Here is a 16,533-nt window from a genome sequence, read left to right as displayed (position 1 = left end):
ATTCGACAGATAAACCGAAGCCATAGAGCTTTGCAAGAGGAAGCGGCCCCGACAACAGCACCCGGCCGGGGCGCGCGTGCAGAAGATTTCAGCCGGCCTCAAAAAAACACCGTGCCAGGTCTGAAAACTCGTCGCCGCGTTCGGCGTCGATCCACTGCCCGGGCAGCTGGTTCCGCAGCCAGGTCAGTTGCCGCTTTGCGTACTGGCGAGTCGCCCGGGCGAGTTGTTCTTCCAACTCCCCGGCTTCCAGCTTACCCTCCAGGCAGGCCCAGGCCTGGCGGTAGCCCAGCGAATCAAAGGCCCGGCAATCGGGCGTGTAGCCTCGCTCACGCAGGGCCAGGATTTCGTCGAGGAGGCCGCCGAAAACCATCGCCCGGGCCCGGCTGTCAATCAGCGCGTAGAGCTGCTCGCGGGGACGGTCGACCACCAGTACCAGCGAGCGAGACGGCAGGGCCGGGCCACCGCCGGGTTGTTGCTGATCGCCAGCCGCAGCCAGGCGCTCGAGGGCCCGCACCAGGCGCAGCGTGTCGTTCGCATGAATCCGCTCGGCAGCCACGGGATCCTCGGCCCGCAAGCGCTCGTGCAGCACGCCGGGGCTCGCTCCTTCCTCGGCCTGCAGGCGTGTCCTCAGGCGATCGTCGGCAGCCGGCGCGTCATCGAGTCCGCCCAGCAGTCGCGACAGGTACAGCCCGGTACCACCACAGACTATGGCTCGACGGCCCCGCGAAGCGATATCGGCCAAGGCGGCGATGGCCGCCCGCCGCCATGCGGCGAGATCGTAGGCCTGGTCGGGATCGACAACGTCGACCAGGTGGTGTTTCACCCTCGACAACTGTTGGGCATCGGGTTTCGCCGTACCAACGTCCATGTAGCGGTACACCTGCCGAGAATCGGCGCTGACTATCTCGGCGTCGAGTTCTTCGGCCAGGGCAATGGCGATCTCGGTCTTTCCAGCGGCCGTCGGTCCGGTGACCAGCAGTACGCGGTCGGGCAGGCCCAGGCCGAGCCCGACAGCGTCGGAGCCAGGCGGCGGCGCTGCCCCGCTGTCGGCTTCAGCAGCCATGGCCGCTGGCCGGCCCCGTAGCGCTACGGCCAAACATCCGCTCCAATCGCGAGCGCGGAATCTCGCGGGCAACCGGTCGGCCGTGCGGACAGGCCGAAACAAACGCCACCGACGAGCAGCGCTCGAGCAGGGCCCGCGCAGCCTCGAGGTCCATGCGCGTGCCGACGCGCACCGCCGAGTGACAGGCAACAGTGGCCAGAACCCGTTCGATCAGCGCGTCGAGCTTTCCGGTGCTGCCGGTTTCCACGAGATCCGCCACCAGCCCCTCGACCAGGGGCAGCATGTCGCAGTGAGAAGCCAACGCAGGCAAAGACCGCACGATCACTTCTTCTTCGCCGAAAGCCTCTATTTCCCAACCCGCCGCCAATAGATCCGACGAACGCTGGGTCACCGCGGCTACGCCACCGGGCCCCACACTCACGGTGGCGGGCAAGAGCAGCGACTGCAGTTCGATGTTGCCCGACTTCCAATCGGCGACAAGGTTTTCGTAAAGCAGGCGCTCGTGGGCGGCGTGCTGGTCTACGAGCACCAGCGTATCGGCTGACTGGCAAACGATGTAACCGTCAAACGCCTGCCCCAGTACCTCGAGGTGCGAAAGCGTGCCCTGCTGCTGGACGCCGGGCATCTCAAGCGCGACCTGTTCTACAATTTCCCGCACGGGCGCGGGCGCAGCTTCGTTGACTTCGACGTAACCGGGTGGCGGTTCACCAACCGTGGCGGGCAAAGGCGCGCTCGCCGGCACATTCCAGGCCCTCTCTACACGATTGCCGCGCGAGAGTTCCACTCCCCTCAGAGCATCGGCGCCCCTGAGGGCCACGCGTATGGATTCGACAACGAAGCGATGCACTTCCTGGGGGTCGCCGAAGCGCAACTCCATTTTGGCGGGGTGCACGTTCACGTCCACCGCCGCAGGGTCAACGGTCAACTCGATGACCACCGCCGGAAACCGCCCCTTGAGCAGGTAGCCGCGGTAGGCCTCGGTCACCGCTTTGAAGAGCAACCTGTCCTTCACCCAGCGGCCGTTGACAAAAAGATGGACGTGCCTCGACGTACCCCAGGATTCACCCGCCGCGCTCACGAAACCTTCGAGGCCCAGGCCTTCCCAGCCACCTTCTACAGCCACGAGTTTCTCGCTTACCTGGGCACCGAGTACCTGCCGGATTCGCTCGAGTGAAGAATTTACTGCCGGGCAATCGAGCTTGTCGGCGCCGTTGCGCAACATCCTGAAGCCGACCGAGGGCGACAGCAGGGCAAAGCGCCTGACGGTGTCGAGCACCTGCTGGAACTCGGTATCACGACTCTTGAGAAATTTTCTTCTCGCCGGCACCGACCAGAAGAGATCCCGCACCTCGATAGAACTCCCGGGCCCCGCCCCGGCCTCGCTGCGATCGGAAACCCGGCCACCATCCACCATCACCCTTACGGCGCTGTCTCGACCGGCCGTACGCGTGGTCAGGCTTACGCGCCCGACGGCAGCAATGCTGGCCAGGGCCTCGCCCCTGAAGCCGAAGGTGGCCACTTTTTCAAGATCCAGCAGAGAGCTTATCTTGCTCGTTGCGTGGCGGGTAAGCGCCAACTCAACCTGCGAAGGTTCTATGCCACAGCCGTTGTCCCTCACCAGCAACCGTTGACCGTCTTCACGGTCGTCGTACTCCACGTGGACTACGGTGGCACCGGCGTCAAGAGCGTTCTCGACCAGCTCCTTTACGACCGACGCGGGCCTCTCGACCACTTCACCAGCGGCGATACCTGAGATCACGCCCTCGTCGAGCAGGGCTATGCCGCCCGCCCACGGGCCGCCGCGAACAGGCCCCTTGTCAGGCGAGGACAAACTCGCCTCTCTTGCGATCTAGCAATTGTCGTACGCGCTCCGCGCCTGCTTCGCTGCCGCGGCGACCGGCCAGCGCGCGGGTCAGGTCCTTGCCCGCTTCAACGCCGGGCTGATCCAGCGGGTCGATACCCAGCAAGCCCCCCATGACCAGGGTCTGGACTTCGAACATGTGAAACAGTTCGCCAAGCTCAACAGGACCCAGCCCAGCCAGGACGATGCTGCTGTTGAGCCTGCCGGCTTCGCACAGCGCAAGTTCGGTAGCCCGCTGTTCCATGTTGAGCAATTCGCCCAGGTCGTGCCCGGAAAGATACTCCAGCTCCTCGACACCCTCGTAGCCGCCGGGAATGCGCAACTCGCAACCGTGATCTTCGATCCTGAAAAAAGTCACCACCTTGTCACGGGGACCTTCCACGTAGAGCTGTACCTGCGAATGCTGATCGGTGGCCCCCAGCGCGCGCACCGGCGTCTGCCCGGTCATCACCTCGCGCCCGGCGAGATCAACGCGCTTACCGAGACTTTCGGCCCACAGTTGCCCATACCATTCGGCCAGGCCCATCAAGCGATCGCTGTAAGGCATAAGTACGTGCACCGAGGCGCCATGCTGTTGGCGGGCAAGAAAAAGCAGCGCCGCGTGCAGGGCAGCCGGGTTGCTGAACACGTCGAGAACACTCGCGCGCAGGTCGGCAGTGCGAGCCCCGTGGCAGAGCGCTCTTATGTCTATGCCGGCAGCCGCCACCGGTAAGAGGCCAACGGCTGACAGCACCGAAAAGCGTCCGCCGACTCCCTCGGGAACAGGCAGGCTACGTACCTTCTGTTCGCTGGCAATTCGACGTAGCAATCCTTCTTCGGGGTCGGTTGTAAAAACAAAGTGCGTCGACAGCGACGATTTACCCAGGCGCTGCTCGAGCCTCTCGCGCACGACCATGAACTGAGACATGGTTTCAACCGTGGAACCGGACTTGGAGATGACGTTGAACACCGTGCGCTTGAGTTTCAGACCGTCGAGCACCGTGGAAAGCGACAGCGGGTCGATGTTATCAAGCACGAGCACGTCGAGGCCGTCGGCAGCGCGGTCGGCCGGGGCGACCGCATCAAGCACAGCGCGGGTGCCCAGGGCTGAGCCGCCTATGCCCAGGACCACCAGGGTATCGAACTCCGAGCGCAGTTCAGCAGCCAGGGCTTCGATGCCGCGGATCGCCTGGTCGTCGTAGGGAAGGCCGTAAAACGGCAGCCTCCCCTCCTTGCGATCGCGGGAAAGGGTCTTGAGAACCTCCACCACGCGAGGCGCAAGCGTGTCCAGGTCAGCCTTGGATAGGCCGTATTCTCCGACCATGTGGTCGAAGAAACCGTTGACATCCAGTGTCACCTGGGTGGTTGAACCCATCGGCGCCGGATACCACTCGATTGACGGATTTACAATAGAGAGCCGCCCGGCTTTTGCCCCGGCAAGGGGCGCGTGCTACTTATCGCGCGATTCAACCGACAGCGGGAGAGTATAGATGGCCAGGGTTTGTGACATATGCGGAAAACGCCGAGGGGTGGGCAACACGGTTTCCCACGCCCACAACAAGCACAGGCGGACCTGGCAGCCCAACCTGCAGAAGGTTCACGTGGTTGAAAGTGGGACCAAGAAGACCATCAAGGCCTGCACTCGCTGCATACGCAGCGGAAAAGTCGTAAAAGCGGCCTGACTGCTGCCAACTCCCGGTCAGCGAGAAGCTACTGCCTCCAGTTCCACGGCCGCGCCTCGCGGCAGAGTCGCCACTCCCACGACCGCCCGCGCCGGCCGGGCATCTCCGAGACAGGATTCGTAGATCGCGTTGAACTCTGCAAAGCGCGAGAGCTCGACCAGCGAAACGTTGACCTTGACCAGGTTTGTAAAATCCATGCCGGCCCCGGCCAGCACTGCGCCCAGGTTGTCGAGGGCCCTACGCACCTGGCAGGCAAAATCACCGCCTACCAGTTCCCCGCTAGCCGGGTCCAGGGGAATCTGCCCCGAGCAGAACAACAGGTCGCCCACTTCTACGGCCTGGCTGTAGGGGCCTATGGCCCGGGGTGCCCCCGCTACCGATATTTCTTTTCTTTCGCCACTCACCGTTTACTATCCCCGCCGCTGCAAGCTCAAGCTCTTATACGACGAACGTCACGCACACCGGGAACCCTTCGTAGGTTGCTCGAAACGCGCTTGAGTTCGTCGACGTGCCCCAGCATCAGTTCAAATACGTTGGTGGCCCGATTATCTCCGATGCTGCGCACCTGCGCTCGTTCGATATTAACCCCCGCCGCGGTTATGGCCTGGCTCATTCCCGCCAGCAGACCGGGCCTGTCACTCGAATCGACCTCGAGCTTCACCTTCCTCAGGGCACGGGCGCCTTTCTCCCAGGTCACCTCCACGTGCCGGCGCGAATCCGAATCTGCCAGGCGCTGGCAGTCCAGCGAGTGGACGGTAATGCCCCTGCCCTTGGTCAGGAAGCCGACTATCGAATCTCCTGGCAGCGGCTGGCAGCACTTGCCGAAGCGAACGACCGCGCCTTCTTCGCCGCGCACGGTGACCCCGGTTTTAGACTGGCGGGCCAGCAATCCGAATATTCTCCTTAAACGCCTGCGCGGCCCAGCCTTGGCAGCGCGATCAGGCAATAGGTGATCGAGTACCTGGGCGACCGTGACCCGACCGAGACCAACCGATTCGAGGAGCTCGTCCTCGTCGGCCTTGCGGAACTTCTTCAGCAGGTCAGCCATTCGTCCCTCGCGGTGAAGACGGGCGAGATCCAGGCTTTCTACCTTGAGGTCGCGTTCCACTATGGCGCGCCCCAGGGCGATCGCTCTCGTTTGCTCCTCCTGCTTGAGCACACTCAGCACCCGTTCGCGGGCGTGGTGACTGACGACAAACTTGAGCCAGTCCCGCGACGGCGCGAGTTGCTCGGTCGTGAGAATTTCGACGGAGTCGCCCTGCTCGAGGCGGTACTTGATGGGCACCAGGCGCCCGTTCACGCGCGCGCCGGCGCAGTGGTTGCCGATGTCAGTGTGAATACTGTAGGCAAAATCCACTACGGTCGCGCCCAACGGCAGGGACACCGTGTCGCCCTTGGGCGTAAAGACATAAACGTCCTCGGCCGTGACGTCGGCTTTGATGGTGTCGATAAACTCGCGGGGGTCGTCGACCTTCTGCCACTCGAGGACCTGCCGCAGCCATTCAAGGCGTTCGTCTTCGTCGGTTCCCTGGTCGTCCCTCGACTTGTAGCGCCAGTGCGCGGCGATGCCGTGCTCGGCAATGCGGTGCATTTCTCCTGTGCGCACCTGTATCTCCATGCGCTCGCCGTAGGGGCCGATCACCGTGGTGTGCAGCGACTGGTACATGTTGGCCTTGGGCAGCGCCACGTAATCCCTGAAACGCCCGGGCACCGGCCGCCAGTAAGCGTGCATGATGCCCAGCGCTTCGTAACACTCGTTTCTACTGTCCACCACGACACGAAAGGCCACCACGTCATGCACTTCGTCGTAGTCGAGGCCCTGGTCTTTCATCTTGCAGAACACTGAGTAGGCGCTCTTGGTGCGCCCGCCCACCTCGGCCTCCAGGCCACCATCACCCAGGCGCTTGGTCAGCAGATTACAGACTTCGCTCATGTAGCCCTCCCGCTCCAGCCGGTTGAGCGAAAGCCTGTCACGCAGTGCGCGGTGCTCTTCGGCGTAAAGCACACGAAAACAGGAGTCTTCGAGCTCGGTCTTGAGCCAGTTGATGCCCAGGCGATGCGCCAGTGGGGCATAGAGATCGAGCGTCTCGCGGGCGATCCGTTGCTGCTTTTCCGGTGCCAGGTGTTTTATGGTGCGCAGGTTGTGGGCCCTGTCGGCCAACTTTACCAGCAACACGCGCACGTCGCGGGCCGCGGCCAAAACAACCTTGCGCTGGTTTTCGGCCTCCAGCGTCTCGCTGTCTTCGGTTTCCAACAGGCTGATCTTGGTCACCCCGTCGACCAGCCCCGCGACCTCGGGGCCGAAACGTTCCTCGATCTGCTCGGTGGTAGCCAGGGTGTCTTCCACTGTGTCGTGGAGCAGCCCGGTGACCACCGAGTCGACATCGAGCCTGAGGTCAGCGAGCAGCAGGGCCACGGCCAGGGGGTGGATCAGGTAGGGCTCACCCGATTGGCGAAGTTGACCCGCGTGAACCTCGGCCGAAAAGTCGTAGGCCTTCGACACCAGCGAGACATCGTCTTCGGACAGGTATTCCCGGGTCTTGCTGAGTAGGTCGCCGAGGCTCAATCCTTTTCCTCAAAAGAATCCAGCACCGCCCTTGCAGGGCCCTCCAAGGGACTGGTCACCCGGCTGCTGGAACCGCGTACTATGTCGGCGCAGGCAGCCTTGGCAACTTCGAGATCGTCGTTGACCACGCAGTGGTCGTAGTCGGCCACCCTGGCTAATTCGGCAGCCACTTCAGCCAGGCGGTGGCCTATGACTTCATCGCTGTCGGTACCGCGTGCGGCCAGGCGGGCGGCCAGCACTTCCCGCGAAGGTGGCAGCAGGAAGGTAGCCACGGCATCGGGGTACAGCTTCCGGATCGCCGCTGCGCCCTGCACATCGACATCGAGAAGAAGCTTGTTGCCTTCGCCAAGGGCGGCTTCTACTGCCGCCAGCGAAGTGCCGTAACGATGACGGTGAACGGTGGCCCATTCGGCAAACAACCCCTCCTTGACCATGCGGTCAAACTCGACGTCGTCGACAAACAGGTATTCCACGCCATCGGTTTCGCCCTCACGCGGTGGCCGGGTGGTGGTTGAAAGCGAGATTTCAAGATCGGCAAAGGTATCGAGTAAGCCCGCGCATATGGTAGATTTGCCAGAACCCGACGGCCCCGAAAAGATAAAAAGCCTGCCACTCACTGCCGCTTACTCCACGTTCTGCACCTGCTCTCGCAGCCGCTCCATCTCGACCTTACCGTCGAGCACCAGATTTTTCACGGCCAGCTCCCCCACCTTGGACGAAATCGTGTTCAATTCCCTGCCTACTTCCTGCAGGAGGAAGTCGAACCTCTTGCCAATGGGCCCCTGCACGCGGGTGAGTTCCACCAAGGCGTCCACGTGGCTGTCGAGTCGGACGAGTTCTTCGGTCACGTCGGTGCGGTCGGCCAAAAGCGCTACCTCCTGGGCCAGGCGGGCCTCGTCGATCCGTCCCGATCCGAGAAGGTCAGCCACGCGGCTTTCCAGCCTGGTTCGTAGCCGGCCGGCCATACCCCGGCATATCTTCTCAAGCCCCCCCGCGGTCTTGCCCAGCACGCGCAGGCGGCCCAGCATATCCTTTTTCAAGTATCCCCCCTCGCGCTTGCGATCACGGAGGTGGGCCTGCAGCGCCTTATCGAGCAGCCCGCGAACGACGGCCAGCTCCTCGGCTGCCACCGAAGCGCGCTCGCTTACCACGAAAATATCGCTCCTGCCCTGCAGCAGGGAAAGCTCTAGCTCTCCTTGCAGTCCAAACTCCTTCTGCAGCGACCTCCATGCCTTGATCCACGCCTGCGCCGCCCTGCTGTTGACCTTGACCGAGCCCGGGCCCTGCTGAGAGTTGCGTCCGATGTACAGCTCAACGCGACCGCGTTCTACAATCGCCCCCACCGTGCGGCGAAACTCACTCTCCCAGCGTCCGTACTCGCGCGGTAGCGATACCTTGACGTCCAGGTTGCGCTGATTGACCGAACGTATTTCGACCAGCAAGGTTGTTTCTTCGACCACGCCTGAGGCCGTCCCAAATCCCGTCATGCTCTTCACGACAACACCCTACCCCCGGTAGCCCCACTCAAGCCAGCGTCGCTGTTCGCCGTCAAGCGCCGTGCCTGCGAGGGCCGACATTTTGACCATCGAACGCCAGAAGCGATCGCGGGCCGCATCGGCATGACGAGTCACGTTGGGCCTGCCCAACCACGCGCGATCAAAATCAATGACCCAGGCATCACCGTCCCGGTCTACAAGCAGATTCTGGCCTGTGAGGTCGGGGTGATAGACCCCCGCGTCGTGCAGGCTGCGGATCGCGAGGCCCGCGGCCCGCAGCAGTCTTTTTTGACCGGCCTCGTCAGAGCTCGCAAACAGATCGAACAGGGAGCTGGTCCCTTCCAGCTCACCGGTAACCATCCAGCCCCTGTAAAACATCCCCGCCTCTTCCACGCAGACCGCCAGCACCTGCGGCACCGGACAACCCGATGCACGGGCATAGTGGGTGACCGCGAGCTCGCGCAACGGCCGAGCCGGGCGGGCGAGGTAAAGGTCACGGCTGAGAAACCGCATCATGCCGCCGCGCAGGTAGTGGCGCACGTAAACGGCTCGGCCACCGGGCAACACCACTCGCCGGGTTCCGCCACGACCACCGCTGACGGCTTCGCCGGCCTCGTCGCGGTCAGCCCCGCAAAGCAACCCGGTCATTTCTTCCAGGTCGAGACGGGCAGCCACCACCCTTACTGAACCCCTGTCGAGGTCCTCGTATCCTTCGGGAAGGTTCAGGGCCACCTGGACAAAGCCCCCACTTCAGTCGGCCGGCTCCGCCTCTTCTACGAGAAGAACCGGCACGCCGTCTTTCACGTCAAAGACGAGGCGGCAGGCGTCGCAGAGAAGTTTCTCGCCGCTGGTATACTGCAAGCGCCCCTTGCAGGACGGGCAGGCCAGGACGTCGAGGAGACCGGGATCGTTTTTCATGCTGCCCCCATGGCCGCGATAAGCCCCGCGTCGAGCGACTGCAACCAGTCGCGCTCGCGGCTCAAACCTTCTCTTAAGCCGACGGCCGGTTTGTAGCCTATGAGCTCAAGCGCTCGGCTGGTGTCGGCTACTGTATGAACGACGTCACCTTTCTGCTTGTCGTGCCGTTTCACCTGGGGCTCGCGGCCGGTGATATCGCCAATGAGGGCCAACACTTCGTTGACGGTTATGCGCGAGCCGCCGCCTATGTTGAGCAACTCGCCCGTAACCGGCGCCGCGGCAGCCGCCATGTTAGCGGCTACGATGTCGTCCACGAAAGTAAAATCCCTCGACTGCTCACCGTCACCGTAGAGCGTGATCTCCCCACCTTCAAGAGTAGATCGAATAAAGCGGTTGAAAGCCATGTCGGGGCGTTGGCGGGGCCCGTAAACTGTGAAGTAGCGCAAGGCCACCGTCGGCAAACCATAGTTAACACTGTACAGGGACACCAAGTGCTCGCCCGCCAGTTTGGTCACGCCGTAGGGCGACACCGGACGCGTGGCGCTGCTCTCTGTCATGGGAAGATCCCGCGTGTCGCCGTAAACCGACGACGAAGAGGCGTACACCAGCTTGGAGACCGAAGCCGCAAGGCAGGCTTCGAGCAATCGCTGCGTAGCGTAAACGTTGTTGTCGCTGTAGATCCTGAAGTCAGCGCCCCAGCTGGCCCTGACGCCAGCCTGGGCAGCCTGGTGAAAGACCCAGTCCACCCCTTCGAGCAGCCCGGAGAGCTCCGCGTCAACCAGGCTCGCCTCGACGAAGTTGTACGACGACGACAGCCTGGCCTTCTCTAGATTGTCTTCCTTGAGGGCACGGGCGTAGTAGTCGATAAAGCAGTCGACACCCGTCACCTCGTGGCCAGCCTCGAGCAAAGCATCGCTTAAAGAGGAGCCAACAAACCCCGCAGCACCGGTCACCAAGGCCTTCATTTATTGATTCCCGCGTCGCCCCGGGGCGCGCCAGACCGCTGATGATGCGGCCCACGCGCTTTCAGGTCAAGTGCATCCACTACCGCGTCGAGCAACGCGGGGCCGCCTTCTACTTCCAGCCCGAGCCTGAGCGCCAGCGGGCTGAACCCATCGTCGACGAAAGCTTCGAGCTTGACGAGGTCTTTTTCCGTCGTCAGCAGCAGGGCGCCGTTTCGCTGCGCCGCGCGCAGGGGATCGAGGTCGCCCGGCTCGTAGTCGTGGTGATCGGCAAAGGCGTAGACCTCTTCTACCAACGCAGCGCAGGAGCCCAGCATGTCAACGAAAGCGGCCGGCGCCGCAATGCCACAGATCACCACCACGCGCTGCCCGCGCAACCGCTCGAGCGAACCCGGCTCGGCGTCGCTCGATACCCTGTCCACGAGCCCCACTGCCCGCCGGGACACCATCGGGCCACTCTCTCCGCCAGCGTTTTCGACAATGATGTCAGCCCTGCGCAACGCCGAAGCAGGTTCGCGCAGCGGACCGCGCGGAAGTAATCGCGCATCCCGGTCGCCCACGGCAAGCAACACGAGATCAAGGTCGCGAGCGAGCCGCCGGTGCTGAAAGCCATCGTCGAGAATCAACAGGTCGACGCCGGCTTCCCGCTCGGCAAGACGACAAGCCGCCAACCGGTCTGCAGCGGTCACCACCGTGCAGTCGCAACGACGAGCCACGAGCACTGCCTCGTCGGCAGATCGATTGGAGCCCGCCCCGGACCGGGCGGCGTCCACGCGATCAACATCGCCGCTGGCCCCGTAGCCACGACTGACAACGGAAGCAGTGTAGCCACGCTTTTTCAACGAATTGACCAACCAGATCACTAGCGGTGTCTTGCCGGTTCCGCCCGAATTGATGTTGCCCACGCACAACACCGGTAACCCCACGCTCCGGACGCGCAACAATCCGGAGTCCCAGGCGGCGTTGCGCAGGTACAGCACGAGCCAGTACAGCAGGGACAGGGGCGCGAGCAGCAGGCGGGCCAGGCGCCAGGCCGGTGCCGGCGAGTACCACAAGCTCGCCAACAAGGCGGGCCGCCCCCTGGCTGCGCTCACAACAAGCCCTCCAGTACGGCCATCGTGGCGTCGAGCGCACCGCCGCTGCTCCGGACCACGTCGCGGGCAGCCTCACCAACCTGTGCGGCCTTGTTCTCATCATCCACCCAGTCGTTCCACACCGCTGCGAGGGCCTCGGTATCGGCCACCAGCTCTATGCCACCTCCAGCCAGCAGCGCCGCCGATTGGTCCTGAACATTGTCCAGGTGGGACCCTGCGCAGACGGCGGTCGCATAAGCCGCGGGTTCGAGAAGATTGTGCCCGCCCTTATCTACCAGGCTGCCGCCCACGAACACGGCGCGCGCGGCAGCAAAAAACCCTCGCAGCTTGCCCACGGTGTCGATGACCAGCACCTCCCAGTCACCGGCCGTGTCGCCCTCCCCCAGCAGCTTGTAGCGCATTCCTCGCCGGACGAGCAGGCCCTCTACCTCGGCGGTCCTCTCGGAATGGCGAGGCGCCACAACCAGCCGCGCACGATCGCGCAGGCCTTCGAACGCGGCCAACACCAGTTCTTCCTCGCCCTCACGGGTAGAGGCGGCGACCAGCACCGGCAAGGAGCCTTCAGCGGCCGCGAGCAGGTTGGGAGTCGCTGTGACTTCGGCAGCGGCCAGGCCGTCGTGCTTGAGGTCGCCCACTACCGTCACGGCGACGGCCCCTAGGGTGCCCAGCCTGTCGGCACTTTTGCGATCGCGGGCGAGCACAGCGTTTACGCCTGCCAGTGCGGGTCCCACCAGCCAGCGCACCCGCCGGTAGCGAGGAAAACTAACTTTAGACACGCGCGCGTTGACCATGACACTGGGTATCTTCCTGTGGGCCAACTCGTTGAGCAGGCAAGGCCAGATCTCGGTCTCGACAAAGACGAACAGCGAAGGCTTCAGGGCATCAAGTACGCGCGCCATGATCGGCGATGAGTCGAAAGGAAAAAACCTCGCCGACGTCGCCGACGACTTCACGGCCAGCTGCAAGCCGGTCGCGGTGTTACAGGTCAGCAGCAGCGGGAGATCGGGGCGAGCCTCGGCCAGGCGCGCCAGCAGCGGCCTGGCCAGCTGCACCTCCCCCACCGAAGCAGCGTGTACCCAGGTGCACCCATTCAAGTCAGCAAGCAGCCCGACGTCCCCGGTCCAGCCGGCAAGCCTGCCAACGATCTCTTCGCGCCGGCGCGTCCCCTCGCCTGCCGTACGCCGGTAAACCCTCGCCAGCATTACTACCAGGCCGGCCAGCAGCGAGTACACGCGGCGGGCAAACCAGGCCGCCGCCGGGTTTACTCCCGCCCCAGGCTGCACAGGCTTGCCTCTCTCCACCATCAACAGTCCTCGGGTGCACGACCCACGGCCTGGTCTGCGCGGCGGGTGATCGCTTTGAGCCTGGCCTCGAGCTCTCGGCAATCCCGTTCGTTGTCACCTTCGGGCTCGAGTTCGAGCTCCCGGGCGGCCACCACCAGCACGCGGCTGAACGGCGCCGGCACCATCATGCGATCCCAGCTCGCGAGGCGAAACACCCGGCTCGCGCTCCACGACAAGCCCACGAGTGGCCGGCCACCGTCGCGCGCCAGGACTATTACTCCCGGTTTGACCACGCCCGCCGGCCCCCGAGGGCCGTCTGGAACGAGCGCCACATCGACGCCCTTATGCATGAGCCGGTACAGGCCCAGCAGCCCGGCCACGCCCCGGCGGCTCGAAGAGCCACGGGTAACCGTGAGGCCCAGCCCCTCGAGCACGCGCGCTATGATAGCGCCGTCTCGGTGAGCGCTGTTCATTACGCCCAACTGTCGGTCACTGTAGACAAAGGGCAACATCAACGAGCGCCCGTGCCAGCAGGCGAGAACGACGGGACTACGCTCGGCCCACCTGCGCTCGAGGTCGTCGAATCCTTCGAAGGTGACGCGGCAGGTGAAAGTAAGAAAACGCAGCAGCAAACCGGCAAGGGTTCCGGCAATGGCGATCTCGAGGTCCGCAAAGCGCCGGTTGCGCCGCATCCGCCTCCACAACCTGCCCCCGCCACCGGCCACGCCTCAATACCCAGCCACCGCTCAGGCAGCCGGACGGTCCTCAAACTGCATGTCGTGGAGCTTCTTGTAGAGTTGTCCGCGCTCAAGCAGTTCCTCGTGAGTACCGATCTCCACTATGCGCCCGCCCGCCACCACGGCTATGCGATCGGCTCTTCTCACGGTAGACAACCTGTGGGCAATGACCAAGGTGGTCCGGCCCTCAACCAGGTGCTCGAGGGCTTCCTGCACCAGCCTTTCGGACTGCGTGTCGAGAGCGCTCGTGGCTTCGTCGAGTATGAGCAGCGGCGCGTCCTTAAGCAGCGCCCGGGCTATAGCAACGCGTTGCCGCTCGCCCCCCGACAACTGCACTCCCATCTCGCCGGTCACGGTGTCGTAGCCCTGGGGCAAACTTGAAATGAATTCGTGCGCGTTGGCGGCAACGGCCGCGCTTTCGACCTCCCCGTGGTCGCGCTCGGGGTGCCCGTAGGCGATGTTGTTTGCCAGCGTATCGTTGAACAGGAAGGTCGACTGGGTGACCACGGAGATCAACGACCTCAACGACTCGAGTTCCAAGTCAGCTATGTTCCGACCGTCCAGGGTCACGCGGCCGCGGTCGACATTATAGAACCTAGGGATCAGGTCGGCGATGGTGCTCTTACCTCCACCGCTGGGACCCACGAGGGCCACCATCTCGCCGGCGGCTATCTCGAGGTCGATATCCTCGAGCACGTCGGCCCTGCCGTCGTAAGAGAAACACACCCCCTCGAAACGCACGCCGCTGCCAATCGCGGTGATCTTCTCACCGCCGCCGCTCCCTTGGTCTTCGGGCGCGAGGTCGAGTAGTTCAAAGATACGAAGCGCCGCGCCCAGGCCCACCTGCACGGTGTTGTTGGTTCGCACGACTTTCTTAAAAGGATCGTAGAGAAGCGCCAGGGCACTTATGAAGGCCATGAAACCTCCGGCCGTCCTGCCGCCGCCTATCACCGAGCTGCCGCCCAGCCACAACACCGCCGCGATCGAGAACGCGGCAGCTACTTCCATCATCGGCGCGGTGATTGCCTTAATGCGCGCGGCCTTCATGTAAAGCCTGAGCAGGCGGCTGTTCTCCTCGTTGAAGCGCTCCTGCTCGTAGTCCTCCATGCCGAAAGCCTTGACCACCCGGTTGCCCTGTATGGCCTCCTGCAGCAGCGACGAAAGGCCTCCGAGCTTGTCGAGGCTGTCCTGGCTCAAGCGACGCAGCCGACGAGAAAGCCTCTGCAGTGGCACCACCACGGCCGGAAAGACCAGGAACGAGATGACGGCCAGTTCAAAATCAAGGTAAAATGCCACGCCCAGCAGCACGATCACGGTGGTGCTGTCGCGCAGCAGTGCCGCGACACCGTCGGTCAGCGCCTGCCGGACCAGCAGCACGTCGGTGGTGACCCTCGACAGCAGGGACGCCGTCTGCGCGTTGTCAAAGTAAGACAGCGGCAAGCGCTGAATACGCCGGTTGAGCAGGTTGCGGATGTCGCGCGTGATGTGCTGGCCGACGTACTCGCCCAGGTAGGACTGTCCGTAGTTGAGCAGGCCGCGCGCCAGGAAAACCGAAACTATGATAGGCGGCAGCATGGCCAGCGCCTCGAGGTCGCCCGCGGCGAGCACGTCGTCGATGAGGCTGCGCACCAGCCACGGCACCAGCCCCGATGTGGCGCTGTAGGCCACCATGCAGAGAAGCGCGCCCGCGAACCACGGCCAGACGTAGGGCCGCACCCAGGCGAGCATGCGTCGGCCCACGCGCAGGGACTCGGAGCGCTCGATCACGCTATCATCTCCACTGCCAATGCCGCCGCCCGGCCGGCCGCCCCGGGTTTGACCAGCATGTCACTCACGCGCGCGAGGTCTCTTTTCATGTCGCTGCGCAGCTGGCCCTCCTCGAGCAACGGGCGGAGCCTTGCGGCCAGCGCTTCGGCCGTGGCCTGCCCCTGCACCAGCTCGGGTACAGCCTCGCGATCAAGCAGTATGTTAGGCATGGCTATCCACGGCACCTTGATGAGCCTCTTAACGATCGCGTAGGTAAAACGGGTCACTCGGTACATGACTACCATCGGACAACCCAGCACGGCGCACTCGACGGTCGCCGTCCCTGAAGAAAGTGCGACCGCGTCGGCCGCCGCCACGAGGTTGTAGGTATCCCCTTCTACCATGGGCACATCAAGCCCACTCTGCGCCAGCAGCGATTCCAGCAGCTCCGCGGGCAACCCGGGCGCGCGGGCTACAACAAATTCGGCCTTGTCCGACAGGCCGCGGGCGGCCTCCAGCATGACCGGCAGCAGTTCCTCGACTTCTTTCACGCGGCTGCCGGGCAGCAGGGCCACGAGCCGCTTGTCGGTGGAGAGGCCATAACGCTCGCGGGTCTGTTTTCGGTCGCGGTCAGCCTTTACGGTTTCTGCCAGCGGGTGGCCAACGTAGCGGGCATCCAACCCCACCTCGGCGTAGAGCTCCACCTCGAAGGGAAACAAGACCACCATGCGATCCACGCGCCGGGCTATGCTCCTGATACGCCGTTTTCGCCACGCCCATACCTGGGGACTGACGTAGTAGAACACCGGCACCTGGTTGCGGGCGGCGACGCGCGCGAGGCGAAGGTTGAAGTCGGGAAAATCAACGAGCACGAGCAGATCGGGCTTGTCGTCGCCGACGAGTTCTTTCTTGAGCTTGCGCCAGGTACCTAGCACGCGGCGCAGTCCGCTCAGCACCTCACCCAGGCCCATTATCGAGAGCTCCGAAGTGCGCGCCAGCGCTTCGACGCCGGCGGCCTTCATCTGCTCTCCCGCCACGCCGTAAAACCGCAACGAGCTATCGGCAGCGGCCATGGCCGCGACCAGCCGCGCGGCCTGCGCGTCGCCCGACGCCTCGCCCGCCACGATCATCACCCTGGAGCCCGCG

The 16,533-nt window shown here is 64.0% G+C and carries 16 protein-coding genes; 1 reads left to right on the top strand and 15 read right to left on the bottom strand.

All coding sequences use genetic code 11. The annotated features are described in order from the left end of the window. Window positions 1-88: 88 nt before the first annotated feature. The 3 genes from miaA to EYQ35_01935 are packed head-to-tail and all read right to left on the bottom strand — an operon-like array spanning window position 89 to window position 4,278. Window positions 89-1,063, bottom strand: a complete 975-nt coding sequence (miaA, locus tag EYQ35_01945) for a tRNA (adenosine(37)-N6)-dimethylallyltransferase MiaA (GenBank protein HIF62904.1) — start codon at window positions 1,061-1,063, stop codon at window positions 89-91. Then, window positions 1,053-2,894 (bottom strand): DNA mismatch repair endonuclease MutL, encoded by a 1,842-nt coding sequence (mutL, locus tag EYQ35_01940; GenBank protein HIF62903.1) that lies wholly within the window; start codon window positions 2,892-2,894, stop codon window positions 1,053-1,055. The genes miaA and mutL overlap by 11 nt, the downstream gene beginning before the upstream one ends. Continuing rightward, complete coding sequence (locus EYQ35_01935; protein ID HIF62902.1) at window positions 2,881-4,278, bottom strand: glucose-6-phosphate isomerase; 1,398 nt, start codon at window positions 4,276-4,278, stop codon at window positions 2,881-2,883. Before EYQ35_01935 ends, mutL begins: the two co-directional genes overlap by 14 nt. A gap of 115 nt (window positions 4,279-4,393) precedes the next feature. Here EYQ35_01935 and rpmB point away from each other — a divergent pair, with 115 nt between their 5' ends. Further along, entirely contained in the window at window positions 4,394-4,585 is a 192-nt protein-coding gene (rpmB, locus tag EYQ35_01930) for a 50S ribosomal protein L28 (GenBank protein HIF62901.1), read from the top strand. A gap of 17 nt (window positions 4,586-4,602) precedes the next feature. On the opposite strand, the gene EYQ35_01925 is transcribed toward rpmB, so the two are convergent. Genes EYQ35_01925 through EYQ35_01870 form a run of 12 tightly spaced genes read right to left on the bottom strand, consistent with a single transcriptional unit; the run spans window position 4,603 to window position 16,520 of the window. Beyond that, on the bottom strand, window positions 4,603-4,989 hold the full coding sequence (locus tag EYQ35_01925; protein HIF62900.1) for a reactive intermediate/imine deaminase: 387 nt from the start codon (window positions 4,987-4,989) through the stop codon (window positions 4,603-4,605). A 26-nt stretch (window positions 4,990-5,015) separates the two neighbouring features. Beyond that, window positions 5,016-7,151, bottom strand: coding sequence for a bifunctional (p)ppGpp synthetase/guanosine-3',5'-bis(diphosphate) 3'-pyrophosphohydrolase (locus EYQ35_01920; protein HIF62899.1), 2,136 nt, complete (start codon window positions 7,149-7,151; stop codon window positions 5,016-5,018). Further along, window positions 7,148-7,768, bottom strand: coding sequence for a guanylate kinase (locus tag EYQ35_01915; protein HIF62898.1), 621 nt, complete (start codon window positions 7,766-7,768; stop codon window positions 7,148-7,150). The genes EYQ35_01920 and EYQ35_01915 overlap by 4 nt, the downstream gene beginning before the upstream one ends. 6 nt (window positions 7,769-7,774) lie before the next feature. After that, a complete protein-coding gene (locus EYQ35_01910; GenBank protein HIF62897.1) occupies window positions 7,775-8,647 on the bottom strand; it encodes a YicC family protein in 873 nt (290 codons plus the stop codon). Between the two features lie 9 nt (window positions 8,648-8,656). Beyond that, a complete protein-coding gene (locus tag EYQ35_01905) occupies window positions 8,657-9,379 on the bottom strand; it encodes a hypothetical protein (GenBank protein HIF62896.1) in 723 nt (240 codons plus the stop codon). Between the two features lie 18 nt (window positions 9,380-9,397). Beyond that, entirely contained in the window at window positions 9,398-9,565 is a 168-nt protein-coding gene (locus EYQ35_01900; protein ID HIF62895.1) for a Trm112 family protein, read from the bottom strand. Then, the gene (locus EYQ35_01895) at window positions 9,562-10,530 is read right to left on the bottom strand and encodes an NAD-dependent epimerase/dehydratase family protein (GenBank protein ID HIF62894.1); all 969 of its coding nucleotides are present in this window, start codon (window positions 10,528-10,530) and stop codon (window positions 9,562-9,564) included. The genes EYQ35_01900 and EYQ35_01895 overlap by 4 nt, the downstream gene beginning before the upstream one ends. After that, on the bottom strand, window positions 10,527-11,621 hold the full coding sequence (lpxK, locus tag EYQ35_01890) for a tetraacyldisaccharide 4'-kinase (GenBank protein HIF62893.1): 1,095 nt from the start codon (window positions 11,619-11,621) through the stop codon (window positions 10,527-10,529). The genes EYQ35_01895 and lpxK overlap by 4 nt, the downstream gene beginning before the upstream one ends. Further along, window positions 11,618-12,925, bottom strand: a complete 1,308-nt coding sequence (locus EYQ35_01885) for a hypothetical protein (protein ID HIF62892.1) — start codon at window positions 12,923-12,925, stop codon at window positions 11,618-11,620. The genes lpxK and EYQ35_01885 overlap by 4 nt, the downstream gene beginning before the upstream one ends. Next, complete coding sequence (locus tag EYQ35_01880) at window positions 12,925-13,629, bottom strand: DUF374 domain-containing protein (protein ID HIF62891.1); 705 nt, start codon at window positions 13,627-13,629, stop codon at window positions 12,925-12,927. The genes EYQ35_01885 and EYQ35_01880 overlap by 1 nt, the downstream gene beginning before the upstream one ends. Window positions 13,630-13,650: 21 nt before the next feature. Continuing rightward, the gene (locus EYQ35_01875; GenBank protein ID HIF62890.1) at window positions 13,651-15,408 is read right to left on the bottom strand and encodes an ATP-binding cassette domain-containing protein; all 1,758 of its coding nucleotides are present in this window, start codon (window positions 15,406-15,408) and stop codon (window positions 13,651-13,653) included. Then, the gene (locus tag EYQ35_01870) at window positions 15,405-16,520 is read right to left on the bottom strand and encodes a lipid-A-disaccharide synthase (protein ID HIF62889.1); all 1,116 of its coding nucleotides are present in this window, start codon (window positions 16,518-16,520) and stop codon (window positions 15,405-15,407) included. The genes EYQ35_01875 and EYQ35_01870 overlap by 4 nt, the downstream gene beginning before the upstream one ends. Window positions 16,521-16,533: the final 13 nt, after the last annotated feature.

This window comes from Candidatus Binatota bacterium (assembly GCA_012960245.1).
Lineage (GTDB): Bacteria > Desulfobacterota > Binatia > UBA1149 > UBA1149 > UBA1149.
This window is presented reverse-complemented; position numbering and strand designations above follow the sequence as displayed.